The sequence below is a fragment of the Olsenella sp. AGMB03486 genome (assembly GCF_040884255.1).
Taxonomy (GTDB): Bacteria; Actinomycetota; Coriobacteriia; order Coriobacteriales; family Atopobiaceae; genus Olsenella_L; species Olsenella_L kribbiana.
In genome coordinates this window covers 150,070-173,103 of the sequence record NZ_JBEVTM010000002.1, presented here as the reverse complement: position 1 = coordinate 173,103, position 23,034 = coordinate 150,070, and the positions used below count along the sequence as shown (strand labels likewise).

Sequence of the window (23,034 nt, the reverse complement as noted above, 5' to 3'; positions counted from 1 at the left end):
CCTCATACCAGGAACCCTTGTCACGCTCGCGTAGAGCCCTGCGCTGCTGGCGCCTGGACTCTGCTGCTGCCTTCCTTTCCTCGGCGAGGGTCATCGGCACAGGTACTGGAACAGGAGCTGCCGCTTGCACAGACACCTTGGCCGCAGCCCTTATCTGCTCCATGCCGCACAGAGGCCTTCCCGCACCTGTCCCGGCCCGGGATTTCCGTCGAGCCCGGCTGCTCGCGCAAAGTCCGACACATCGTTTCCGATTGACAGAGAAATGCGGACCGCACGTCCATGCATGCGGCCCGCATCGCTTTTACTGTCAGCTCTGGCAGATCCTATTCCGCGTTCTCTGCCCTCTCGGCAGCACGCTTCTTGTGGTTTCTCCAGCCCGTCCATGCAATGAGGGCAATGCCTGCCACACCCACGACATTGATGCCGATACGGACCTTCGTCGCAAACTGCACGCCGGGCTTGTAGATGCTGCCTGGCATGGAGCCGTTCATTGACTTGGAGTTCGCGATTGTATAGAGAAGCTGGTGCATGGCTTCGCGGGCATAGTGGTACTGCTCGGGATCGTTGGAATCGAACGTCCACTCATTGCCGGTCTTCGGCATGTATGTGAGCTTCGTGTCGCCTCCTGCTTCGATCATCTGCTTCGCACTCATGAAGCTGCCGTCATTCGCTGCATCCGTGATTATCCAGCCCGTGAAGCCCCACTCATTGCGTGCAACTTCAGTCAGAAGGGCATAGCTGCCGCCGGACCAGGTAGTGCCAACCCGGTTGAACGATGTCATGATTGCCAGGCAGGCAGGGATCTTGCGGGTAGCATTCGAATACGTGCCATCGCCGTTGCTCTTCACATAGTTCTCGTCGACAGTGCCTGCCTTGGCGCACATCTCGAAAGGCTTGAGATACGTCTCACGGATGGATTGCTCGTTCGCCCAGGTCACAAGGCTCGTAGCGCCAGCACGGTCGCCGCGGTGGTCTTCCTGGTCGTTCAGGGCGAAATGCTTCATCGTGCAGTACATGCCCTTTGCAGCCGCTGCCTTGATTTCGAGCGATGCGCAGGTTCCGGAGAGGAACGGATCTTCTGAGTAGTACTCGCTGTTCCTGCCGGAGTAAGCCGTACGGTGGATGTTCATGCACGGCGCATACCAGCCCGAAGCACCGCCCAGGATTGCCTCGTCGCCGATGATGCTGCCAAAGGCATCAGCAAGATCCTGATTCCAGGTCTCTGCAAGCACGATCGGGCTGCAGAAGGACACGGTCCCTCCTGTCAGCATCGATCCTGTTCCGCCGTAGATGAGGCCAGAGGCGGAGTCGGCATCGACGCCGAACGGCTTCCCGACGCTCTCAAGGTACTCCGTGCCATAGCCGCCACGGTTGATAGAGATGTCATAGTCGGCGACCGTCAGCTCATCGAGAAGGCTGTCCCACTTGGAATCGCTGTAGTCGAGGCCGCGCATGTCAGCGAGCGTGATGCCGTTCTTCTGTCCATAGGTCGGGGTATCCGTGAAGTCGGAGTCTGCCGTCTCGGGGTTGCCCGAGTCGAAGGAGCCAAGCTTGTCCAGAAGCGACTGGCTTGCCTGCTTGCCATACACATAGCTCCTGCCGTCGGTGCCGTTGATCTCGTTGCCCCAGGTCGAAATCTCGTCCGTGACCTCGCCGTCGTGCTTCGGGAACGTACCGGTCCAGTCTGAGCGTGTGAGATATGCCACATCTCCTGCAGCATCGTCGAAACGGTTCGTGACCTCGGCGCCCGTCTGGGTATCTGTGGCATATGTCGTCGTGTCGACTTCCGTGTTGGCCGGCACATACGTCGACACCATCGACACATCCCCCGCTGCATCGGCAGCGGTGGCACCCTTTGCCGCAAGCACGTTGTTCACGGCGTCATGGCTCGTGTGGGCTGCCGTCACGTAATAGGTGCCGGCATCGAGAATCCAGGTCTTTGCGCCTTTGGAGTCATAGGAGGCAAGCTGGCTCTGATCGAATGTCATGCTCACGTCTTGGCTCTCGCCAGGCCCAAGCTCATCGGTCTTGCCATAGCCCACCAGCACGACCGATGCCTTTTCGACGCCGTTTGCCTTGTCATAGTCTGTGTAGGGCGACTGGGCATAGAGCTCCACGACGTCCTTGCCGGCCCTGCTGCCGGTATTTGTCACATGGACCGTAGCCGTGCACGTTGTGCCATCCCAGCCTGTCCTGAAATCGGACCAGGAGAATGTCGTATAGGAGAGGCCATAGCCAAAGGGATAGACGACCTCGTCTGCGTAGGTATAGTCGCCGGCATTGCCCTGGCCGAGCACGGCATCCTCATAGCGCGTCTCGTAGTACTTGTAGCCGACATATATGCCCTCAGCATAGCTCACATAGTTGTAGCCGGTCTGCGATCCGTCCTCATTGAGGTAGGCATAGTCGCCGAAGTTGTGGGCTGCCGGACTTGCAAGCGTATCTGCCGCGAAAGTATCCACAGTGCGGCCGCTCGGATCGATGCGTCCGCTGAAGATGCCGGCGAGCGAGTTCGCGCCATAGGTTCCGGTGCTGGGCACATAGACGATGCTCTTGATGTTCGGGAACTGGGAGACCCAGCCGAGCTCCATGGCCTGGGAAGTATTGACCAAGAGCACGACATCCGAATAGCTGTCGTTAAGGTACTGCAGGATCTCAAGCTCTGTCGAGTCAGGCTCGAGATAGGTCTTTGCCTGATCCTGGGCGTTGTCTGCATGGTTGTACATCGAGCGTGCCGCATCGCGGCCCTCGCCGGCAACACGCTTCATCACGAAGACCGGCACGGTGCCTTGGGCAGAATCGAGCACGCCGTCAGCGCCCTGAAGGACGGAAAGCGGGCATTCGTTGATGGAGAAGTCCTCGGAGTCGCCCCAGCCGATAGAGCCCTTGCCGAGGCTGTAGTCCTTGCCAGCACCCGTCGTATAGAAGTCCTCGAGCGTCTTGTTGACGCTCATGCCCTCTGCCTCGAAGGCAGAGTTCAGGCTGTCATAGGAACCCGATCCTCCCGTATAGGAGGTTGCCCGCGTCTGGCCGGCGAGCGTCTTGCCGGACTCTCCGAAGAAGCTGAACGTCGTGCCCTGCGCGAACGGCATGGCATTCCCGCTGTTCTTGAGGAGCACATAGCCTTCTGCGGCAATCTGCTCGTCGAGCGACCTCTCGGCGTCCTTGATGGTATCTTTCGTGCAGTCCGCCTTGTTGTAGTCGAGGTCAAGCCCGGCTGTATTCACCTTCGAGTTGTCCCAGGACTGCTCATGTCCCATCATGTCATTGATTATGCGGGCATACGTCGGCAACGTCGTATTGCCGAGCGCCATGAGCGCAGAGAGAACAAGCACCAGAGCGATCTTGACGATGCTCTTGATGACCCGTCCCACCTTGCGCGCAAAGCTGATCTTTCTTGCCATATTCCCTCCTGTCAGATGCCTTTCCGCTGCAACTGAGGATAGATTCAGCTAGTCTTGGTTCTGTGATTGCTGACTGATTCGGTATCCCGCGTGACATAAGCCGCTGCCAGATTGAGGAAAGAACGGATCTGCCCAATCGAGTACACTGTTCAGGGAGAAGGGCAAAGGCAAAGCATGGCTGACTGCAGGGTACTCGTGATAGAAGACGCAGACGACGAGGCGGAGGTCCTTCTGGGCCATATCGAGCGCTACGGAAAAGAGCAGGGCATCCGCTTCATCGTGAAGCGTCTGGCCACAGCCTTCGAGTTTGCAGGCACGCCCACTCCCCAAGACCTCATCTTCATGGACATCAATCTTCCCGGCATCAGCGGCATGGAGGCAGCAGAGCACCTGAGGGAGCAGCACGACAAGACGCCGCTCATCTTCGTCACCAACCTCGCGCAGTATGCCGTGAAGGGCTATCAGGTCGATGCCCTCGACTTCATGGTGAAGCCGGTGGCCTACGGAGACTTTGCCATGCGCATGGACCGCGCGATGCGGGCTGTAGAGAAGAACACAAAGCACACCTACGCGTTATCTACCGCAGAGGGCATGCGCATGGTCGACATCGAAAGCATCGTCTCGATCGAGCTTATGAAGCACAATCTTGTCTTCCATTTCGCAGACATGGATGAGACGCCCCAGAAACGAGGCAGCATCAAGGCCGTGGCAGAAAAGCTCCCGCAGGACAAATTCCTCCTCGTGAGCCAGGGCTGCCTCGTCAACATGGAACATGTATCATCCGTTGCTGGCGATGCCCTGGCGCTCGACGACGGCACATGCGTCTACTTCAGCAGATCAAGGAAGCGCCCCTGCATGGAGAAGCTTGCCCGCTATCTTGGCGGCACGATATGACCTACCCCATCGAAGCTGCCATCTATGCAGGACTCTCCTCTGCCTCCATGTTCGCAGAGATCTTCTGTGCCTCCTGCCTCTTTGCCCACGGGCAGCCGCTCCGCCAGCATGCCCTGCGGCACAGCGCAGCCATGCTTCTCCTCTACGCAGCCTCGATGACCGCTCTCATCTACCTGTCGGCAGCTTCAACGGCTTCCGAAGAGCCTGTGCGGGTGCTGGTGCAGGACAAAGGCACCGCAGACCTCAAGACTGCCCTCTTCTCGCTCGGATTCTTTGCCCTTGCGCTCGCAGCGCTCATTCCGATGCTTCACGCCGTCTACGAGATGGGAGTGCTTGCCTGTATCTACTGTGCCACGACCGGATACGCCCTCCAGAACCTCGCAAGCAGCATTTGGGAGCTTGCAGGCCTCACGCCTCTTGCCGCTATCCAGCTGGCTCCTGTGGCACGCAGCGCTCTTGCGTTTGCCTACTATGCGCTTGCGTATTTCGCTGCCTGGAAGCTCTATATCCGCCATATAGCCCCCTCGGGCCTGACAGGGCACCTCGATCCGACCCTGCTTCCCATGATTGCCGTGGTCATCTTCGGCATCATCGGCTACGACCTGATCCTCAAGAACGTGGCTACAGGAGCACTGCCTGTGGATACCGTCATATGCCTTCGCCTGGTACATATCCTCATCTGCCTCTTCGTGATCCTGGCGGAGGTACAGATCGTGGCTGTGCACCGGCTTCAGGAAGAGAAGGCCGTGACAGAGCGGCTTCTCGCGGAACGCGACCATCAGTACGAGATGAGCAGGGAAACGATCGATGCGATCAATATAAAGTGCCACGATCTCCGCCATCAGATCCGCTCGCTTGCCCAAGGGGGCACGGCTGTAGACAAGGCCGTGCTCGACGATGCGGCACAGGAGATCCGGATGTATGACACGGCCGTACACACGGGAAACGAGGCGCTCGATACGATACTTACGGAGAAGCGGCTTGTGGCAGAGAAGCACGGCATCACGCTCACCTGCATTGCAGACGGCACCGCGCTTTCCGGCATGGCAGCAGCAGACCTCTATGCCTTCTTCGGCAATGCCCTCGACAACGCGATCAGGGCAGTGGACGAGCTCGACAGTACAGCGCAGCGCTCCATCTCTGTCATCGTGAAGCAGAAGCTGGGGATGGCAAGCATCCACATCGAGAACTACTGCAGGCAGGCACAGGGACTCAGATTCGAGGATGGCCTTCCTGCGACCACGAAGGCAGACACAGCGAACCATGGCTTCGGCACCCGTTCCATGCGCGACATCATCGAGCGCTACGGCGGGACGATCAGCTTCTCTGCGACTGGCTCCACCTTCTGCGTCGATGCGCTCGTGCCTTGAGCAAGGGTGTTTGGCCATCGGCTTCGAGACGCCCATCTGCCCCTGTCCGTTTGCCGCTTGATGCAGGGCGGCGGATGCGCATGAGACAGATTCGGGATGCATCAGGGCAGGCCAGGAACAGGTACCATGCAGACGCCCCCGTCCAGGCACCAGGACGGCATGGAAGATCATGACATGGACTATCTTTGCAGGCCAATAGCATAGCGTGCCGGAAGACCCGGCCCTCAGCTCAAGCGAACTGCAGTGTTCGCCGGTCTTCCGGAAAGGGAAACCCTTTCAGCGTGAAGCGGCACAATCGTTCGGCCTGCCTAGTACCAGGAGCCCTTGTCACGCTCGCGTAGAGCCCTGCGCTGCTGGCGCCTGAGCTCTGCTGCTGCCTTCTCTTCCTCGGTGAGGACCCTGGGCGCCGGTGCTGGCGCAGGCGCTGCCGCCTGTGCAGGTTCGCTCTTGGAAGCAGAGGTGCCCTTCCTGCGGGAAGCACGCTTCTTCTTGGGCTGGGGCGTCACGGGCCTGTCTGCAGGCTGTGCTGCCACAGAGACGGCGGGCTGGGAAACGATAGGCTTCTTCTTGCCGTAGCGCAGCTCCATATAGAGGAAGACGCCCTCGTTCTGCCCTGTGGTCTGGCAGAAGTCGTACCTGTCCTTCGAGGCGTGGTATGCCATCTCATACCGATCTTCTTCGAGCTCGGGGGCATGCTCTGCAAAGTCCCTGCAGATATCCATGACCTCGCTCCTGCTCATCGAATTGCGCCCGGCGCAGTCTTCGAGCTGGACGCCCGTGAACGCCTGAAGCAGCACCTCCTTCTGGGGACTCGGCTGTTTCAGGATACAGCTCAGAAGGGTGAGCTTTCGGGTGCTGCTGGCCATAGCGATAGAGCTCCTCTGCATCGGCTCTTCCACGCATGTGCGGGCCTCCGCGTGCACGAGGCTCTGCACACGTTCATGGTAACAGAGCTCTTCGTGCATGTATGCAGCATCTGGAAAGCTTGCCAAACTGCACAACAGGGAAACCTTATGGAAAAGCCCTTGCACGAACCGGAGATGAAGGCCCTCTGCCCAGATTCCGGCCACATGCTTCCGCGCTTCATCATCACGAAGGCAACGGGAATGGGCTTCGGCACCTTCCTCGGGGAGACACCCTGGGGGCCGATGGAGCCCTTCTGCCTCTCCTCTGCTTGTACGCTTTGTGCCATTGTGGCCACACATGCATGCAGGCGTGATAATGAAGGCTCGGCACGCTGCGGAAAGGATTGGCACATGGAAGCATGGCAGAAGTTCGGAAGCTTCATCTCGCGGAACATGATCGTGATCGTGCCGCTCTGCCTTGTGGCGGGCATCTTCTTCCCGGCTTTCTTCCAGCGTTTTGCACCCTATGTCTCCCCGATGTTTGCCGTCATCACCTTCCAGGGATCTCTTTCCAACGACTTCGGGAACCTGAAGCGCACGTTCTCGCATCCTCTGCCCATGATCTTGGCCATCCTGATCTCCCAGCTCCTCATGCCGGTCCTGGGATGGGCCATGGGACATCTCTTCTTTACGGATACGGACCTCATCTGCGGCATCGTGCTCGAATACACCGTGCCCATTGCCGTGACCTCGACGATGTGGGTCTCCCTGTATGAAGGCAACATGTCGCTCACGCTGGGAACGCTTCTGATCTCTACCTGCATGGCACCATTCACGATTCCTGCCACCCTCCAGCTCCTCATGGGAGCCACAGTCGAGGTGGATGCTGCCGGCATGATCTTGGACATGCTCTTCATGATCGCTATCCCTGCCCTTCTGGGCACGGCATTGAATGACCGCACGAAGGGCAGGGCAAAGCAGCAGATCTCCCCGGTGCTTGCGCCCTTGGCCCGCATCCTCACGATCCTTGTCATCACCACGAACTCGACGAGCCTCTCCACCTTCATCTTCAACCTCACGCCCGAGCTTGCAGGCGTCCTGGTCCTCATAGGATTTCTTGCCTCCTCGGGCTATGTCTGGGGCTTTCTTGCAGCACGGCTCATGCATCTCAAGAGGGCAGATGCCGTGGGCATGACATTCCTCTGCGCCATGAAGAACATCTCTGCTGGCGCCATCATCGCCCAGGAGTACTTCCCTGCCATCACGCTCTTCCCTGTGATGACAGGCACGCTCTTCAACCAGTTCTTTGCAGCGCTCTTCGGCAAGCTCTTCGGGCGCACCTTTCGGAGCATGCAGGCAGAAGAAGCGCGGCAGGCCCTGGTCGAGAAGAGGGCTCAGGACAGCTAGCTCCACTATTCCCTTTCCGGATCTGACAGGCACCGTTATTTAGTTGTGCTCTATTGTATTTTGCACAATAGTTTTGCACGCAATGGGATATACTGTGGGTGTCAGACAGAAGAGAAAGGACAGCCATGAGCTACTTCGATTACAGCGTTACCAAGCAGGATGGCACGAAGGAAAGCCTCCAGGACTTCGCAGGCAAGGTCCTCCTTATCGTCAACACTGCCACCGGCTGCGGCTTCACCCCGCAGTATGAGGATCTCGAGCGCATCTATGCAGCATACAAGGATCAGGGCTTCGAGATCCTCGACTTCCCCTGCAACCAGTTCGCAAACCAGGCACCTGAGTCAGATGAGGAGATCAACTCCTTCTGCTCCCTCAAGTTCAACACCGCCTTTCCGCGCTTCAAGAAGCTCGAGGTGAACGGCGAAGGCGCAGACCCGCTCTTCCGCGACCTTGCGACCGAGGCACCGTTCAAGGGCTTTGGAAGCGGCCTCAAGGCCAAGGCGCTCGAGAAGTTCGCCAAGGCCAATGCAAAGAAGTTCGGCGATGAAGCCTACATCATGTGGAACTTCACGAAGTTCCTGATCGACCGCAATGGCGCGCTCGTCGCCCGCTTCGAGCCGACGGCAGACATGGCCGAAGTCGAGCAGGCCGTGAAGGACCTCCTCTAATGGCTGGCACCGCCTGCCACGCAGAGGGCACACCCGCAGACGAGGGACAGCTGAAGCTCGAGAACCAGCTCTGCTTTCCGCTCTACGCTGCCTCGAAAGAGGTTGTGAGGAGATACAAGCCGCTCCTCGATCCTCTGGGCCTCACGTACACCCAATACATCTCCATGCTCGTGCTCTGGGAACAGGGCACCTCGACGGTAGGAGAGATCGGCGAGAGGCTGTTCCTCGACTCCGGCACGCTCACGCCCGTCCTGGTGAAGCTCGAACAGAAGGGCTACGTGAAGCGCGAGCGCTCGAAGGATGACTCCCGCCAGGTCATGATTTCCCTGACGCCTGAAGGCGCTGCCCTGAAGCAGCGTGCCCTCGCCATACCGTTCCGCCTTGCCTGCACGTTCCCTTCCCTCACCAAAGAGGATGCACAGGAGCTGAAGCGGATACTTACGAAGCTTCTGGAAGGAAGCGTTGATTGATGAATGACACAGCACTGGCCGCCGATCAGAGAGAGGCAGCCATTGTCCGCACGAGCGTCGTCGGCATCGCTGCCAACGTGGCGCTCGCTGCCATGAAGGCAGCCATAGGCCTTGCCTCGAACTCCATTGCAATCGTGCTCGATGCGGTGAACAACCTCTCGGATGCCCTGTCCTCGATCATCACGATTGCAGGCACGAAGCTTGCCCGCAAGCAGCCAGACAAGAAGCACCCTCTGGGATACGGCCGCATCGAGTATCTGACTGCCACGATCATCGCAATGATCGTGCTCTATGCCGGCATCACGTCCCTCATAGAGTCCGTGGAGAAGATCGTCTCCCCCGAGGTCGCAGACTACTCTGCCATAACGCTCATCCTTGTGGGTGCAGCTGTCGTCGTGAAGCTCATCCTCGGCAGGTACGTGAAGAAGCAGGGCGAGAAGCACAACTCCGACGCCCTTGTGGCATCAGGCTCTGATGCCCTCTTCGACGCGATCCTTTCTGCCTCGACCCTGGCGGCAGCGCTTGTCTACATCCTCTGCCATATCTCGATCGAGGCCTGGGTCGGCGCCATCATCTCCGTCGTGATCGTGAAGGCCGGCATCGATATGATGCGCGATGCTCTCTCAGAGATTCTGGGCGAACGCATCGATGCAGACCTTGCCCATACGGTAAAGGAATCGGTCAGAAAGGATCCCGAGGTCCTCGGCGCCTACGACCTTCTGCTCCATTCCTATGGTCCCGAGCATCTCGTCGGCGATATTCATGTGGAAGTGCCCGGCAATATGAACGCCGGCAAGATCGACGAGATGACAAGAAGAATCCAGCAGCAGGTCTTCCGGGATACGGATGGCAAGGTCATCTTGGCCACGGTCGGCATCTACTCGAAGAGCCTCAACCACAAGGCTGCCTGCATCCAGAAGAAGGCCTACGGCATCGCTCTGGCAGAAGACCATGTGAAGCAGGTCCATGGCTTCCATCTTGACGAGGAGCGGCAGCTCATGACATTCGATATCGTCGTGGACTTCGATGCTCCCGACCGCGAAGCCGTGCGCGCCGATGTCCTCAAGAAGATCCGTGCAGAATATCCGGCATACGATATCGTGATCACGCTTGACAGCGACACAAGCGACTGATTGCCTGGCATCAACCCATATGCCTCAGAGCGCCTGCCCGGAAGGACAGGCGCTCTTCTTGTCTCTAGGCCATGCTCTCCAGATCCACGATCTTCGTTCCATGGAGCTCCGAGGCTCCCGCGGCTGCTGCCACTTCATCCCTGTTCTTCCAGGTGATGCCGCCGCCCGGAAGGATTATGAGCCCATCTCCTGCCGCTTCGATGAGAGCCTTCAGATGCGCAACATTGCCGAGGATAGCAGTACCTGCTATCCCACCATGCGTAAGCACACGCGTGACTCCCATTGCCGCGAGCTCTGACGGCGCGTCGAGCTGCTCATGTACATCGAGCTCATCGAATGCCATGTGAAACGTGACATCGAGCCTGCGTCCGCCTGCTGTCTTTCTGGCTGCTTCAATGATGCGCTCTGTTACAGCAAGATCGATGCAATAGCTTCCCGGTGAACCTGCCAGGCAGCCAAGGACGATGCCATCCGCTCCGTGCTCAGCCGCAATGCGAGCATCCTCTTCCATGATGGAAAGCTCGTCTGAGGTGTAGACGAAGTTTCCTCCCCGAGGCCGCACCATGCACATGACCCTGGCACCGTGCTCATGCGCATAGGCAAGCGTGTGGTCAAGCACGCCGAGAGAAGGTGTCGTGCCGCCAGCTGCCAGGTTGTCGCAGAGCTCGATCCTGCCTGCGCCAGCGGCTATTGCCTTCGGCACGAGCGTGAAGTTCTCGGCACAGAACTCGTAGAGCAAAGGGGCATCCTTTCTGGAGGAAATCTGGCACAGCTTCATGCATATGCATCAGATGATGGCGGAAAAGCGCCTGGAGGAGAAGATGGTTTCCGGCACAATCCAGCCACATCTCTCATAGCCTGCTCCTGCTTGACAAGCGCACGGCATCGCCTTGAACTGGAAAGCTGAGCAGCACTGTCCCGTCCCTATCCCGAAACAGGTATAAGATGCCCGCCATCATTCTCGTCCTTCTGCTCCTGGCCCTCCTCTGGATTGCATTCTGCGGCTATAGATGGGGCTGGAGACCTTTCGCCAAGCTCCACCCACTCGATGCCGGACGCCTTCCCGGCAATGCAGCTGCGTATAGCATCGAGCGGGTGGAGCCGCTTGCCGGAAGTGCGCTCAAGGGCACAACCATCATCTTCCTTGGCTCCTCCGTCACCTATGGAGCAGCATCGAAGGGCATATCCTTCGTGAACTATATCGCGAAGAGGGATGGCTGCACTGCCATCAAGGAAGCTGTGAGCGGGACAACGCTCGCAGATACGGGGAAGAGCTCCTATATCAGGCGTCTTGAGCGCCTCGATGCAGACCACGCCGGCCTCTTTGTCTGCCAGCTCTCCACGAACGACGCGACGCAGGGAAAGCCGCTGGGGCAGGTCACGCCACCCAGCCAGAGAGAAGGCTTCGATACAGCAACCGTAGCGGGCGCCATCGAGCATATCATTGCCTATGCCAGGAACAGATGGGGCTGCCCTATCGTGTTCTATACGAATCCGCGCTATGAGAGCGCTGCCTACGGAGAGATGGTCACGCTCCTCAAAGAGATAGCAAGCAAGTGGGACATCTCCATCATCGATCTCTGGGACGATGAGGGATTCAATGTCATCACGCCGGAAGAGCGGAAGCTCTATATGGCCGATGCCATACATCCCACCCAGGCAGGCTATCTCAAGTGGTGGACACCGAAGATCGAGGAAGGGCTCTCGGAGGCCATGAGGAAGGATGCACGATGAAGTGGTCTGGAAAGGGCAAGGCAGAGAAGAAGGCATCGAAGAAGCCTCGCCGCCATATACTCAGGACCATCCTCATTGTCCTTGCAGCTGTCGCTATGGCTTTAGCCCTCGGCATCCATATCTATGCCTCGGGCTACTATCATGCGGAACCCGAGGCACAGGAGGCACTTGCCTCCACCACAGATGTCACGGTGACGACGCTCGACAGCGGCGACGTGCTCTTCGTGCCCAAGAACGCAGATGCTGCCTTCGTCTTCTACCCAGGCGGCAAGGTCGAGGCGACCGCCTATGCACCGCTCCTCGCACGTCTTGCCGATCGAGGCGTTGCCTGCGTGCTCGTGAAGATGCCGGAAAACCTTGCCGTGCTCGCACCCAATGCCGCAGACCACGCCAGGCCCGAGCTCGAAGAGGCGCTCTCGGACGCAGGAGAGGATTCCTCGGCACTCCCTTGGCTCATCGGCGGCCATTCGCTTGGTGGCGCCATGGCAGGCTCCTATGTTGCAGGGCATGAGGAGAGCTATCGGGGGCTCGTGCTCCTGGGCGCCTACGAGACTTCAGACATAAGCAGCAGCAGTCTTTCCGTGCTCCTCATGTACGGAGAGCATGATGGTGTCCTCAACAGGACGAAATACGAGGAATGCCTTGAGAACCTGCCTTCAGGCTATACCGAGCTCATCATTCCTGGTGGCATCCACTCCTACTTCGGAAGCTATGGCCTGCAGGAGGGAGACGGCACGCCTGAGATTGCGAATGCAGAGCAGCTCGACTTTGCGGCTTCGGCGATTGCCGATTTCGCTGGAACGCCCTCAGTCAGCTAGCATCTGCGTCCTGGGTGTCCATCTGAGCACGCTGCTGGATCATGACGCCGGTGCCCTTGATGAGGCGCTCGAGCATCTCGTTCACCTCGTCGAGCGTCTGGTCAGTATAGGAGCCGAAGAGCCAGGAGTCATAGACGCTGAGTATTCCGTGCATCACATAGTCGGTCGAGATGAGGGCAAGCGTCAGCGCTTCCTTGTCATCTGCATAGGCATGCACGATCTCATCGCGGATGCGGCGCTTCAGGTTCTGCTCGAGCGCCACAGTGAAGGGGTTCGTGGCCGAGTTCTGGCGGATCGTCTGGATGAGCTCGCGGTGCTCCTCGACGAAGGCGCCGACCTTCTTCAAGAGGGGCTCGGGATCCTGCACGAAGGAGATATCGAACCAGCTTGTGCCGATGCTCATGAAGCGGTCCACGAGCTCCTGGAGGACATAGGCTTCGAGCTCTGAGACCGAGCTGAAGTGGGCGTAGAACGTGCCTCTGTTGAGGCCTGCCTCGCGCGTGATGTCTGCGACCGTGATCTTGTCAGACGGCTTCTTCATGATGAGAGAGAGGTAGCTCTGCTCGAGAAGATGGAGGGAGCGCAGAGAGTTCCTGTTGCTGCCCTCAGGGCTCCTCTTCACCTGACGCTTCGGTTTTGCTTCAGCCGTCTCTTTGGGCGTTTCCTCTTCCGGCACATCAGCCATCTGGCTCTCCTTCCAGACCGCATATGGCTACAGGGCAGCCTTAAGACATGAGGGGTAGCACCTGTCGCAATTTCACCTAGTGTCGTTTTTCCCAAAAACAGCTGTTTGATACGTGGCAGAACGAAGAGAACAGCACCTGCCTTCTGCTGGCTCACCATATCTGCCCTCTTGCGCTAAGGTATGGGGAAGAGACGACGTCTAGGAGGAGAGATGGCAAAGATCTGCCTGGTCGAGGACGACCCTGCCGTACGCGCCCAGCTCGCGCTCCTGCTCGAGCACGCAGGACATGAGGTCACGGCGCTCGAGCGCTTCGACCACCTGCAGGAAGACATCCTCGCCGCAGAGCCTGATGCCGTGGTCCTGGACCTCGGCCTTCCGGGCACCGATGGCCAGTATGTGGCAAGGGCGCTCCGCCAGCAGAGTCAGGTTCCCCTCATGGTGCTCACAAGCCGCGCTTCAGAGCTCGACGAGCTCATGGCGCTCACGATGGGAGCAGACGACTTCGTCCAGAAGTCTGCCAATCCGCAGCTCATCCTCGCACACCTTGATGCGCTTCTTCGCCGTGGCAAGAGCCAGGCGCCGTCTGCTGTGCTCTCGGAGGGAGGACTTGCACTCGACACCGTACGCTCCGAGGCAAGCTACGCTGGCAAGACCGTCGAGCTCTCGCGGAACGAGCTCAGGATTCTGGAACAGCTCATGAGGAAGAAGGGCGGCATCTGCTCCCGCGAGGACCTCATGGAAGCCCTCTGGACAAGCGATGCCTTCGTCGACGACAACACGCTGACCGTGAACGTGAACAGGCTCCGCCAGACGCTCTCGCGCCTGGGGCTCAAGTCTGCCGTTGTCACATTCCGTGGCCAGGGCTACGCGCTCAGGCTGGAGCAGGCATGAACTTTGCTGCCTACATGAGAAGCCATGCCCTGCGCCTTGCTGCAAGCCTCATCCTGCTCGCTGCTCTGGGAGCCCTGCTTCTGCCTCTCGGCGTCAGCACCGATGGCACGATCCTCATCCTCATCATTGCCGTCATCCTCGAAGCCGTGCCTTTCCTCTGGGGCTACGCGCGAAGCCGCCGGTATATGCACGATCTCGAAGTGCTTGCAGACGAAGGCCCCGATACCCTTGCCTATGCCAGAAGCATCGAGGAGCCCTCATATCCTGAAGGCGAGCTCTCCTGGCAGGCCATGCAGAGCCTGGCCAGAGCTGCCCAGGCAGAGAGCCATGAGGCAGAGGCTGCGGTCGAGGAATACCGCCAGTACGTCGAGACCTGGGTGCACGAAATCAAGACGCCGCTTGCAGCAGTGCGCCTCATGCTTGCCAATGCCGACGCCCCCGATACCGCAGCCGTATCCCGCGAGATCGCCCGGATCGATTCCTATGTCGAGCAGGCACTCTACTATGCGAGGAGCACCTCTGTCGAGAAGGACTATCTCGTCAGGAGCGTACCGGCAGACAGCCTCGTGAAGGAGGCCGTACGCTCCCGTGCCCGCACGCTCATCGAGGCCCATATGGCTGTGGATATGTCAGGGCTCATCGTTCAAGACGGCACCTCCCCTGTCCTCATCTGCGACCCGAAGTGGATGGACTTCATCCTGGGCCAGCTCATCGACAACGCCGTGAAGTACCGGCAGGCAAAGAATCCCCAGATCTCGTTCTCTGCACGCATCGAGGAAGCAGGAACGGCGAACGAGCATGCGGTGCTCAAGGTGGCCGACAATGGCTGCGGCATATCCGAGGCAGATCTTCCCCGCATCTTCGAGCGGGGATTTACCGGCGAGAACGGACGCAGCCACGGCAAGGCAACCGGCATGGGGCTCTACCTCGTCAGGACCCTCTGCCAAAAGATGGGCCTTTCCGTCTCTGTGCGCTCGAGGGAAGGAAAGGGTACGGCCTTCGAGATTGCCTTCCCGCAGGAGCGCTCCCGTTTCGAGGAAGGAACCAAGCTTACAGAACTGTAAGGCAGTGTAAGTGGCTTCGATGGCAGTCCAAGCTTCTTTCGGCGAATATGATTGCGACAGAAAGCAACACGAAAGAAGGAGTCCACCATGCCTCGCCATCTCCAGGGAGCCAGATCCGCCTTTGTCCCCGACAGCACATCGCCTGTCCTCGAGATCTCTGCCCTCACGAAGGTCTACGGCGGCAAGAATGCCTCGACGAAGGCTCTGAACGGCGTCAGCCTCACGGTGCAGCGCGGCGACCTCGTCGCAATCATGGGCCCGTCCGGTTCCGGCAAGTCGACGCTTCTGAACTGCATTGCCACGATCGATACGCCGACCTCGGGCACAATCCGCATCGCAGGCACCGATACGGCACGCATCTCCCGCTCAGGTCTTGCCGACTTCCGCCGCACCCAGCTCGGCTTCATCTTCCAGGACTCGAACCTGCTCGACACGCTCACAGCCCGCGAGAACATCGCGCTGCCGCTCACGATCGGGCATGTACCGGCAGACCAGATCCTGAAATCCGTCGAGGCCATTGCAAAGTCCTTGGGTGTTGCCGAGGTCCTCGACAAGTATCCCTACCAGATGTCCGGCGGCCAGCGCCAGCGCATCGCCTGCGCCCGTGCGCTTGTGACACGCCCCCAGCTCGTGCTTGCAGACGAGCCGACAGGAGCCCTCGATTCCAAGAACGCGAAGCTCCTGCTCGAGAGCCTCGACGCCATCAACCGCGCCCAGAAGGCAACAGTGCTCATGGTGACACACGACGAGACGGCAGCCTCGTTCTGCAGGAGGGTCCTCTTCATCCGTGACGGCAAGGTCTTCTGCGAGCTCGTGCGCGGAGCAGATACCCGCCGCGAGTTCTTCGAGAAGATCATGCAGGTCGTAGCAGTCCAGGGAGGGGTCGACGATGCTCGCTAAGCTTGCCTTCGGCAACATGCGCAAGCTCATGCATGACTATGCCGTGTACTTCCTGACGCTCGTCATGGGCGTCGCCGTCTTCTATGCGTTCAACACGATCTCCGTGCAGGCAGACTTCCTGTCGAACTCGCTCTCCGATGTCCTGAAGCAGGTAGGCGAGATCATGCACGGCCTCACGGTCTTCCTCGCTGTCATCATGGGCTTCCTCATGGTCTATGCAAACAACTTCCTGATGCGCAGAAGGAAGAAGGAGCTCGGCCTCTACCAGGTCCTCGGCATGCGTGCCGGACAGGTGAACGCCATCCTCACGCTCGAGACCCTTATGGTCGCCCTCATCTCCTTCATTGTCGGCATCGCACTTGGTGCCCTCATCTCCCAGCTTCTCCTCTTCGTCACGGCAGACATGTTCGCGACAAAGGTCGACAACTTCCGTTTCTTCTTCTCCCCCGATGCGCTGGCACTCACGTTCTTCTGCTTTGCCATCACCTTCCTCGTCATGATGGTCATGAACTCCATCACGCTCTCCCGCGTGCATCTCATCGACCTCATGAGCGCAGGCAGGAAGAACGAGAAGCAGTTCGTAAGGCATCTGCCGCTCTCCTTCGTCCTCACTGCACTTGGCCTTGTGCTCATGGGATACGCCTACTGGCGCCTCACGACCCAGGGCTTCCCTCTCGGCGGCTCCAACCCCGAGCCGGGACAGACGACGACCAATGACTTCCTTGTCACGACCGCACTTGTCGTTGCTGGCACGTTCATCTTCTTCTATGGCTTTGCAGGCGGCATCACGCTCATCCTCCAGCGCATGAAGAAGCACTACTGGTCAGGCCTCCACATGTTCACGACCCGCCAGATCGCCTCCCGCATCAATACGGCAGCTGCATCCATGGGACTTATCGCTCTCATCCTCTTCTTCGCGATGACGGCAATGACATCAGGCATGAGCATCTGCGCGACGCTCAACAAGTCCTATGAGGCAGGCGTCCCCTTCGATGCATCGATCGGCGTCGTCGGAAGCTCCCTTGAGGAGAAGACGCTCGACTGGAAAGCTTATGCAAAGCAGGCTGGAGTCGACCTCGATGCTGTCGGCGATACCGTCTCCTTCCGCGTCGGATACATGACAAACGGCGAGGGAAACCTCACTATCGATTCTCTGAATGAGATGTCTGCCTTCACCGGCAAGAGCATCCCGCAGGGATACGAGAAGGCCGTCGCCTGGGAAGCCATCTCCCTTTCCGACTACAATGCACTGCGCACCTTCAAGGGACTCGACCCGGTCTCGCTCGATGAGGACCAGTACCTCTATCTCTGCAACATGGATACGCTCGAGAGCTTCGTGAACACGGCGCTCGAACAGGGCTTCACAATCACCGCAGCAGGACAAACGCTCACCCCTGCCCGCAGCTCCGTGATCGACGATGACTCCTGCATCCTCCAGAACGATGCCATCGGCAAGACCCCCGGCATCTACGTCGTCGCAGACGACATCGCTGAAGAGCTCCCGAACTACCGCTGGGCACTCGACATCAACTACCGCGTCTCCACCGAAAACGGCGACCTGGCCGTGAAGGACCTCGCTGATACGATTGCTGCCTCGAACGAGGAGCTCTACGTCGGCTCAGAGACCAAGACCAATGCAGCCCTTGAAGGCACCACGACAACGGGCCTCATCTCCTACATGGCAATCTACATCGGCTTTGTCCTTGTCATTGCCTGTGCCGCCATCCTTGCAATCCAGCAGCTCTCGAACGCCTCCGACTCTGCCATGGGCTACCGCACGCTCTCTGAGCTCGGCTGCCCGGAGAAGACGATCTTCTCCTCCCTCAGGACCCAGGTCATCTTTGCCTTCGCGCTGCCTCTCATTGTCGGTATCGCCCACAGCATCTGTGCCACTGCCGCTGTGAACAAGCTCCTCCTCATGTTCGGTCAGTCAAGCATCATCGAGAATGTCGGCCTCGGCATCGCAATCTTCGCGCTCGTCTATGGCGGATACCTGGCACTGACCTACCGCATGGCACACGGCGTCGTGAAGGGCGCCATCAGAAGCGCACGCCACGCCCTGTAGGAACGCTCCAGAACCATACAGATGCCTGGATACAGTACACGCTGCATCCAGGCATTTTCTTCTGCTGCCTTCACCCCATGTATTCGCAGAACCCAGAAGACTTCATTGCGGCTAGCTATCCCAGCTGATACACTGGTTGGACTCCAATCTCAGCGCAGCCACGTTTGCAGGCGTGGACGGCGCAGATATGAATGAAGCCCGGTAGCCTACGGGCTTCATTCATATCTGCTCACAGAACAAGCTTCCCCCGTTCTCCTGAAGGCTTGTTTCGGGTTTCCTGCGACCACATCGAAAGATTCCTTGCAGCAATGCCAACACCGTTGCTGTTAGATGGCGCAAGCGGGTACAATACAGGTGCACCAGCAATGCCCGATTGGGTTGATGGTCGCGGGCGGCGCAGGTGTTACGACTTATGGAGCCCGGTCGCCTTCCGGGCTCTATTCATCTCCGTACGTCATCCTTATGATGCTTTATGTTCCCTTCTGATCCTCTCCACCTCCTCCACGATCTCGAGGACGGTCTTGAGGATCCCCGCAGAGAGCGCGAGGGCTTGCAGGATTTCAAGGACTAGGTCCATAGGCTTTGCTCCAATCTCTTGAAGCGCCACCCGCATCCGGACACTGCTGATGCATTTTGCAAGCTACCACGGAAGGCCATCTAGCAGCAGATCAGAGCCTTGCATCGATAAGCGAAGAACTTGCAGCAATCAGACAAGCCACGCAATAAGCGCTGATACGGCATCTGACAGGAATTGCTCTACTTCTGGGAACAACACCGGAATTTCCGTTCGCCTTCGGCAAGCGGCATGTCCTTCATTGTCCTTCCTTGGTAAAAAGCGCGACACTTTGCCTGCATTCTGTCTTCTTGCTCCCTATAGTGGTAGGGACCGTATTCCCTCCCCTCGAAAGGAGACTCATGGCACACCATGAAAGGGAGATCATCGGCGTAGACGACCGCGTGTCCGTCAGCCGTGCAATCCCCCTCGGCATCCAGCACATGATGAGCATGTTCGGCTCCACGGTGCTCGTTCCGGTGCTCACCGGCCTGGATCCGAACCTCGCAATCATGTGCTCCGGCATCGGCACGATCTGCTACCTGCTCGTGACCCGCAACAAGATTCCGAGCTACCTCGGCAGCTCCTTTGCCTTCATCAGCCCGATCGTGATCATCGGTGCAAGCAAGGGCCTCGATGCAGCGCTTTCCGGCGTAGTCGTTGCAGGCTGCGTCTTCCTGCTCGTCGCAGGCATCATCAAGCTTGTCGGCACCGGCTGGCTTGACCGTCTGCTCCCTCCTGTCCTCGTTGCCTCTGTCATGGTCGTCATCGGCGTCGGCCTCTCTGCGACAGCAGCGAAGATGGCATTCCAGACGACTGCCGCCGACGGCTCTACAATCTTCTATCAGGAAGGTGCCATCGTCGCCGCCATCACGCTCTTCGCAGCCGTCATCTTCTCGAGCATGGGCGGCCTCATCGGCACGATTCCCGTCCTTCTCGCTATCATCGTCGGCTATGTCATTGCCCTCATGCTCGGCATGGTCGATTTCCAGCCTGTCCTGGAAGCTGCCTGGGTGGGCCTTCCGACCTTGCATCATCCCGTCTGGGACTGGGGCGCTGTCGCCCTCATCGGCCCTGTTGCCCTCGTCGTCGTAATCGAGCACATCGGTCACCTTCTTGCTGTCGGCGAGATTGTCGGCAAGGACTACCGTCCGATGCTTCCGCGCTCCCTTGCCGGTGACGGCATCTCGACCGTGATCTCCGGCTTCCTCGGCGGTCCTCCGACCACGACCTATGCCGAGAACATCGGCGTCATGTCCGTGACCCGCGTCTACTCGACCCAGGTCTTCTGGTATGCGGCAGGCTTTGCTCTCATCATCGGCGGCCTCTGCCCGAAGCTTGCCGCCGTCATCCGCTCCATCCCCTCGCCTGTCATGGGCGGCGTGAGCCTTCTGCTCTTCGGCCTCATCGCCTCGAACGGCCTTCGTATGTACGTGACGAACAAGGTCGACTTCGGCCTCAACCGCAACCTCATGATCGCCTCGGTCGTCGTGATCCTGGGTGTCGGCATGGAGACCTCCGGCATCTCCATCCCTATCGGCGACTATGCCCTGCCGGGCATGGCAACATCGACCCTTGTCGGCATCATCATGAACCTCATCCTTCCGATGCCCGAAAAGGAGAAGGAGGAAGAGAAGGAGAACGCCGCAAAGGCGTAAGAGTCTCCCTCCCACGAGAACGATCAGGCCCGTATGTCCCAAAGCATGCGGGCCTCTTTTCATAAGGAGGCGCAATCTCTGATGGATATCCGCATGCTTCAGATCGGAGACATCCATCTCTCTTCATCTCTCAACTAAACGCATGCCCTCATCCCGTCGCACCGCCCTGATAAGGCATACTTGAAGGGATGATGCGACAAACAGGAGACATGATGAAAAGCTACGAGATGATGTGGCAGCGCCTGCCGCTCCATACCTGTGCCAATGCCCGCGAGCTGGGCGGCTATCCCACAGCCGACGGAAGCCAGACTGCCTGGCACCGCTTTGTGAGATCGGACCGCCTGTCTTTCCTCGACGACGATGAGAGGGAGTTCCTCTACGGCTACGGCGTCCGTACCGTCATCGACCTGCGCGGCAGCCAGGAGATAGCAGAGCATCCCGATATCCCCATCTCAGACGATGTGGCCTACCGCCACATCACGCTCCTCGACCTCAATATCGCCGACTCCAGGCTCGACGAGCTCATGAAATCGGACCGTGAGCCCCAGGCACTCGATTTCTATGGCACGATCCTCGAGAATACGGAGGGATTCCGGAAGGTCGTCCATGCCATCCTCGAGACGCCGGAAGATGCCTGCGTCCTCTTCCACTGCACGGAAGGCAAGGACCGGACCGGCATCCTGGCAATGCTTCTGCTCTCGCTTGCCGGCGTCGATCGCAACGACTGCATCGCGAACTACGAGATAACGCGCGAGAACATCCTGCGCAAGCCCTACTATGCCCATGACTTTGCGCAGGCAGGATCCCGCCAGAAGCTCATGGGGTCGGACCCCGATACGATAGCCGTGACCTACGATTTCGTGATGCAGCGCTATGGCTCGGCAGAAGGCTACTTCCATGCCTGCGGCGTCTCGGATGCCGCTATCGCTGCACTCAGAAAGCGTCTCGTCGTCTCTGCCTGAAGCGGGACTGGCCAGAAAGCCCATCCTTCGATACCGAAAGAGCCCCGCTTGCCCTCTTCATGCATATGCGCAGAGACAGAAGGCAAGGACCCACGGCCCATTGGGCACGCCGGCAAGGCGCGCTTTCCATCCGCCGGGACATCCTGGCCAGCCGGAAGAGAATGCCTGAAGCAGCGCTTCCTCATCAGGGGGGCATCTGCGACAGGCGCCCTCCGCAGTGCCTGCAGCCTGAACAGCAGAAACAACGTCATCGCTGCATCTTCGGGCATACGACCCAGGTCTCTGCCTTGCCCACTGTAAGTTACCGGCCACGATTCGGCACTTTCGCCGATATGTGCCTGAAAAACAGCATCAAGTAGGCTGGCATGAGGAAGAATCCCACTATATGTTTCCGGAGAAGGGAATGGCCCATGCTGCTGCCCAAGACCTACCTCGTCCGCATGAAGGAACAGGAACGCTACCGCTGGTGGAAACCGATTGTGGCTTTCCTTCTGGCTTGCCTCCTCTTTGTCCTCTTCACGGGCATCGCGTTCTTTGCCATCGGCTTCTCGGGAGCTCCCTCCCCCATCGGAGCCCTTCTCGAACAGTCGGAGACCCTCACGGCAGACGAGCTCATGCAGCAAGGCCTGGAGTCCCTTGCGGAGAGCGGACTTGGCATCTCCCTTCTTCTCGGCTCTGTCATCCTTCTCCTCCCTGCCATCTGGATTGCCATGAATGTCACGCGGCTCGGCGGCCTCAGGACCCTGAGCTCAGTCGAGGGCCATCTGCGCTGGAAGAGAATCGGACGCCTCATCGTTCCTGCCTTCCTCATCTTTGCGGTGGGCAACTTGGCAGAGCTTGCAATAGCTTCGATCCTCTCGGGCGAGATGCCCGCCTTCTCGCTTCCGAGCCTTTCCTATATCCTCGCTATCCTCATCCTCGTGCCCTTCCAGTCTGCAGCAGAGGAATATGCCTACCGCGGCTTTCTCATGCAGGCCTTCGGCAGCTGGATTCCTGTGACGGCCATACCGCTCCTCCTCCAGGCACTCATCTTCATGGGGTCGCACACCTATAACGTATGGGGACTCATCTCCATCCTGGCCTTCGGCCTCATTGCAGGCATCCTGGCACTCAAGACAGGCGGCCTGGAGACTTCGATCGTCTTCCATGCCATGAACAATATCTGTGCCTTCCTCGTCTCGGCAGCTGTCGGCGCCAATGCGATGGCAGCAGAGGCCACTATCCTCGATATGGCCCTCTCGATAGCGCTCGACCTCATTGTCTTCTTCATGATCCTCCATATCGCGAAGAAGCAGGGCTGGCTGCTCGGGAAAGACGCCCTGGACAAGACCGCTGCTGCCGAGCTTGCACCGAAGCATATGAAGGACAGGCAGCTCCTCCCCGAGAGACACGCAGGCAGACAGAAGGAGGCCTCCCGTATCAGGCGCGGAAGGTCTCCTTGCGCATGGGACGTCTTGTGCCATCTGGCAGACGCCTCTCGCCGTCGCTATCAGCAGCCGTGACGATGACTCCA

General features: G+C 59.0%; 19 protein-coding genes. 15 read left to right on the top strand and 4 right to left on the bottom strand.

Annotated elements, in window-relative coordinates; all coding sequences use genetic code 11:
- Positions 1 to 323: 323 nt before the first annotated feature.
- Entirely contained in the window at positions 324 to 3,404 is a 3,081-nt protein-coding gene (locus tag ABVS03_RS01820; protein ID WP_368017788.1) for a glycoside hydrolase family 3 N-terminal domain-containing protein, read from the bottom strand.
- A 174-nt stretch (positions 3,405 to 3,578) separates the two neighbouring features.
- On the opposite strand from ABVS03_RS01820, the gene ABVS03_RS01815 reads away from it, so the two are divergent.
- Together ABVS03_RS01815 and ABVS03_RS01810 are read left to right on the top strand one after the other, a co-directional pair.
- A complete protein-coding gene (locus tag ABVS03_RS01815; protein WP_368017787.1) occupies positions 3,579 to 4,298 on the top strand; it encodes a LytR/AlgR family response regulator transcription factor in 720 nt (239 codons plus the stop codon).
- Positions 4,295 to 5,668 carry an ATP-binding protein gene (locus tag ABVS03_RS01810; RefSeq protein ID WP_368017786.1) on the top strand — a complete coding sequence of 458 codons (1,374 nt, stop codon included), beginning with the start codon at positions 4,295 to 4,297 and terminating at the stop codon, positions 5,666 to 5,668. Before ABVS03_RS01815 ends, ABVS03_RS01810 begins: the two co-directional genes overlap by 4 nt.
- A 308-nt stretch (positions 5,669 to 5,976) precedes the next feature.
- On the opposite strand, the gene ABVS03_RS01805 is transcribed toward ABVS03_RS01810, so the two are convergent.
- On the bottom strand, positions 5,977 to 6,534 hold the full coding sequence (locus tag ABVS03_RS01805) for a hypothetical protein (RefSeq protein WP_330971352.1): 558 nt from the start codon (positions 6,532 to 6,534) through the stop codon (positions 5,977 to 5,979).
- Positions 6,535 to 6,924: 390 nt separating this feature from the next.
- Between ABVS03_RS01805 and ABVS03_RS01800 the strand changes: the two genes are divergently transcribed.
- The 4 genes from ABVS03_RS01800 to ABVS03_RS01785 all read left to right on the top strand — a co-directional run bounded on the left by ABVS03_RS01800 (position 6,925) and on the right by ABVS03_RS01785 (position 10,191).
- A complete protein-coding gene (locus ABVS03_RS01800; protein WP_368017785.1) occupies positions 6,925 to 7,920 on the top strand; it encodes a bile acid:sodium symporter family protein in 996 nt (331 codons plus the stop codon).
- Between the two features lie 125 nt (positions 7,921 to 8,045).
- Positions 8,046 to 8,588 carry a glutathione peroxidase gene (locus ABVS03_RS01795; protein WP_330971350.1) on the top strand — a complete coding sequence of 181 codons (543 nt, stop codon included), beginning with the start codon at positions 8,046 to 8,048 and terminating at the stop codon, positions 8,586 to 8,588.
- On the top strand, positions 8,588 to 9,058 hold the full coding sequence (locus tag ABVS03_RS01790; RefSeq protein ID WP_368017784.1) for a MarR family winged helix-turn-helix transcriptional regulator: 471 nt from the start codon (positions 8,588 to 8,590) through the stop codon (positions 9,056 to 9,058). Before ABVS03_RS01795 ends, ABVS03_RS01790 begins: the two co-directional genes overlap by 1 nt.
- Positions 9,058 to 10,191 (top strand): cation diffusion facilitator family transporter, encoded by a 1,134-nt coding sequence (locus ABVS03_RS01785; RefSeq protein WP_368017783.1) that lies wholly within the window; start codon positions 9,058 to 9,060, stop codon positions 10,189 to 10,191. The genes ABVS03_RS01790 and ABVS03_RS01785 overlap by 1 nt, the downstream gene beginning before the upstream one ends.
- Positions 10,192 to 10,255: 64 nt before the next feature.
- Here the strand turns inward: ABVS03_RS01785 and ABVS03_RS01780 are convergent, their stop codons facing one another.
- Positions 10,256 to 10,930, bottom strand: coding sequence for a copper homeostasis protein CutC (locus tag ABVS03_RS01780; RefSeq protein ID WP_368017782.1), 675 nt, complete (start codon positions 10,928 to 10,930; stop codon positions 10,256 to 10,258).
- 206 nt (positions 10,931 to 11,136) lie between these two features.
- Here ABVS03_RS01780 and ABVS03_RS01775 point away from each other — a divergent pair, with 206 nt between their 5' ends.
- Both ABVS03_RS01775 and ABVS03_RS01770 read left to right on the top strand, forming a co-directional pair.
- Positions 11,137 to 11,925: an SGNH/GDSL hydrolase family protein gene (locus ABVS03_RS01775; protein WP_368017781.1), complete on the top strand. Its 789-nt coding sequence runs from the start codon at positions 11,137 to 11,139 to the stop codon at positions 11,923 to 11,925.
- On the top strand, positions 11,922 to 12,743 hold the full coding sequence (locus ABVS03_RS01770; RefSeq protein ID WP_368017780.1) for an alpha/beta hydrolase: 822 nt from the start codon (positions 11,922 to 11,924) through the stop codon (positions 12,741 to 12,743). Before ABVS03_RS01775 ends, ABVS03_RS01770 begins: the two co-directional genes overlap by 4 nt.
- On the opposite strand, the gene ABVS03_RS01765 is transcribed toward ABVS03_RS01770, so the two are convergent.
- On the bottom strand, positions 12,736 to 13,428 hold the full coding sequence (locus ABVS03_RS01765; RefSeq protein ID WP_368017779.1) for a TetR/AcrR family transcriptional regulator: 693 nt from the start codon (positions 13,426 to 13,428) through the stop codon (positions 12,736 to 12,738). The genes ABVS03_RS01770 and ABVS03_RS01765 overlap by 8 nt on opposite strands.
- 210 nt (positions 13,429 to 13,638) lie before the next feature.
- Here ABVS03_RS01765 and ABVS03_RS01760 point away from each other — a divergent pair, with 210 nt between their 5' ends.
- The 7 genes from ABVS03_RS01760 to ABVS03_RS01730 all read left to right on the top strand — a co-directional run bounded on the left by ABVS03_RS01760 (position 13,639) and on the right by ABVS03_RS01730 (position 23,023).
- On the top strand, positions 13,639 to 14,319 hold the full coding sequence (locus ABVS03_RS01760) for a response regulator transcription factor (protein ID WP_368017778.1): 681 nt from the start codon (positions 13,639 to 13,641) through the stop codon (positions 14,317 to 14,319).
- Entirely contained in the window at positions 14,316 to 15,383 is a 1,068-nt protein-coding gene (locus ABVS03_RS01755; RefSeq protein WP_368017777.1) for a sensor histidine kinase, read from the top strand. The genes ABVS03_RS01760 and ABVS03_RS01755 overlap by 4 nt, the downstream gene beginning before the upstream one ends.
- Positions 15,384 to 15,470: 87 nt before the next feature.
- The gene (locus ABVS03_RS01750) at positions 15,471 to 16,283 is read left to right on the top strand and encodes an ABC transporter ATP-binding protein (protein WP_368017776.1); all 813 of its coding nucleotides are present in this window, start codon (positions 15,471 to 15,473) and stop codon (positions 16,281 to 16,283) included.
- Positions 16,273 to 18,348: an FtsX-like permease family protein gene (locus tag ABVS03_RS01745; protein WP_368017775.1), complete on the top strand. Its 2,076-nt coding sequence runs from the start codon at positions 16,273 to 16,275 to the stop codon at positions 18,346 to 18,348. Before ABVS03_RS01750 ends, ABVS03_RS01745 begins: the two co-directional genes overlap by 11 nt.
- A gap of 915 nt (positions 18,349 to 19,263) precedes the next feature.
- On the top strand, positions 19,264 to 20,559 hold the full coding sequence (locus ABVS03_RS01740) for a solute carrier family 23 protein (RefSeq protein ID WP_330971339.1): 1,296 nt from the start codon (positions 19,264 to 19,266) through the stop codon (positions 20,557 to 20,559).
- A gap of 209 nt (positions 20,560 to 20,768) precedes the next feature.
- Positions 20,769 to 21,521: a tyrosine-protein phosphatase gene (locus tag ABVS03_RS01735; protein ID WP_368017774.1), complete on the top strand. Its 753-nt coding sequence runs from the start codon at positions 20,769 to 20,771 to the stop codon at positions 21,519 to 21,521.
- Positions 21,522 to 21,931: 410 nt separating this feature from the next.
- Positions 21,932 to 23,023: a lysostaphin resistance A-like protein gene (locus ABVS03_RS01730; protein ID WP_368017773.1), complete on the top strand. Its 1,092-nt coding sequence runs from the start codon at positions 21,932 to 21,934 to the stop codon at positions 23,021 to 23,023.
- The last annotated feature ends 11 nt before the right edge of the window (positions 23,024 to 23,034 follow it).

Excerpts from the sequence above, each read along its gene's own strand:
- ABVS03_RS01820 (WP_368017788.1), bottom strand. The coding sequence starts at position 3,404 with ATGGCAAGAAAGATCAGCTTTGCGCGCAAGGTGGGACGGGTCATCAAG.
- ABVS03_RS01815 (WP_368017787.1), top strand. The coding sequence starts at position 3,579 with ATGGCTGACTGCAGGGTACTCGTGATAGAAGACGCAGACGACGAGGCG.
- ABVS03_RS01810 (WP_368017786.1), top strand. The coding sequence starts at position 4,295 with ATGACCTACCCCATCGAAGCTGCCATCTATGCAGGACTCTCCTCTGCC.
- ABVS03_RS01805 (WP_330971352.1), bottom strand. The coding sequence starts at position 6,534 with ATGGCCAGCAGCACCCGAAAGCTCACCCTTCTGAGCTGTATCCTGAAA.
- ABVS03_RS01800 (WP_368017785.1), top strand. The coding sequence starts at position 6,925 with ATGGAAGCATGGCAGAAGTTCGGAAGCTTCATCTCGCGGAACATGATC.
- ABVS03_RS01795 (WP_330971350.1), top strand. The coding sequence starts at position 8,046 with ATGAGCTACTTCGATTACAGCGTTACCAAGCAGGATGGCACGAAGGAA.
- ABVS03_RS01790 (WP_368017784.1), top strand. The coding sequence starts at position 8,588 with ATGGCTGGCACCGCCTGCCACGCAGAGGGCACACCCGCAGACGAGGGA.
- ABVS03_RS01785 (WP_368017783.1), top strand. The coding sequence starts at position 9,058 with ATGAATGACACAGCACTGGCCGCCGATCAGAGAGAGGCAGCCATTGTC.
- ABVS03_RS01775 (WP_368017781.1), top strand. The coding sequence starts at position 11,137 with ATGCCCGCCATCATTCTCGTCCTTCTGCTCCTGGCCCTCCTCTGGATT.
- ABVS03_RS01770 (WP_368017780.1), top strand. The coding sequence starts at position 11,922 with ATGAAGTGGTCTGGAAAGGGCAAGGCAGAGAAGAAGGCATCGAAGAAG.
- ABVS03_RS01765 (WP_368017779.1), bottom strand. The coding sequence starts at position 13,428 with ATGGCTGATGTGCCGGAAGAGGAAACGCCCAAAGAGACGGCTGAAGCA.
- ABVS03_RS01760 (WP_368017778.1), top strand. The coding sequence starts at position 13,639 with ATGGCAAAGATCTGCCTGGTCGAGGACGACCCTGCCGTACGCGCCCAG.
- ABVS03_RS01755 (WP_368017777.1), top strand. The coding sequence starts at position 14,316 with ATGAACTTTGCTGCCTACATGAGAAGCCATGCCCTGCGCCTTGCTGCA.
- ABVS03_RS01750 (WP_368017776.1), top strand. The coding sequence starts at position 15,471 with ATGCCTCGCCATCTCCAGGGAGCCAGATCCGCCTTTGTCCCCGACAGC.
- ABVS03_RS01745 (WP_368017775.1), top strand. The coding sequence starts at position 16,273 with ATGCTCGCTAAGCTTGCCTTCGGCAACATGCGCAAGCTCATGCATGAC.
- ABVS03_RS01740 (WP_330971339.1), top strand. The coding sequence starts at position 19,264 with ATGGCACACCATGAAAGGGAGATCATCGGCGTAGACGACCGCGTGTCC.
- ABVS03_RS01735 (WP_368017774.1), top strand. The coding sequence starts at position 20,769 with ATGATGAAAAGCTACGAGATGATGTGGCAGCGCCTGCCGCTCCATACC.
- ABVS03_RS01730 (WP_368017773.1), top strand. The coding sequence starts at position 21,932 with ATGCTGCTGCCCAAGACCTACCTCGTCCGCATGAAGGAACAGGAACGC.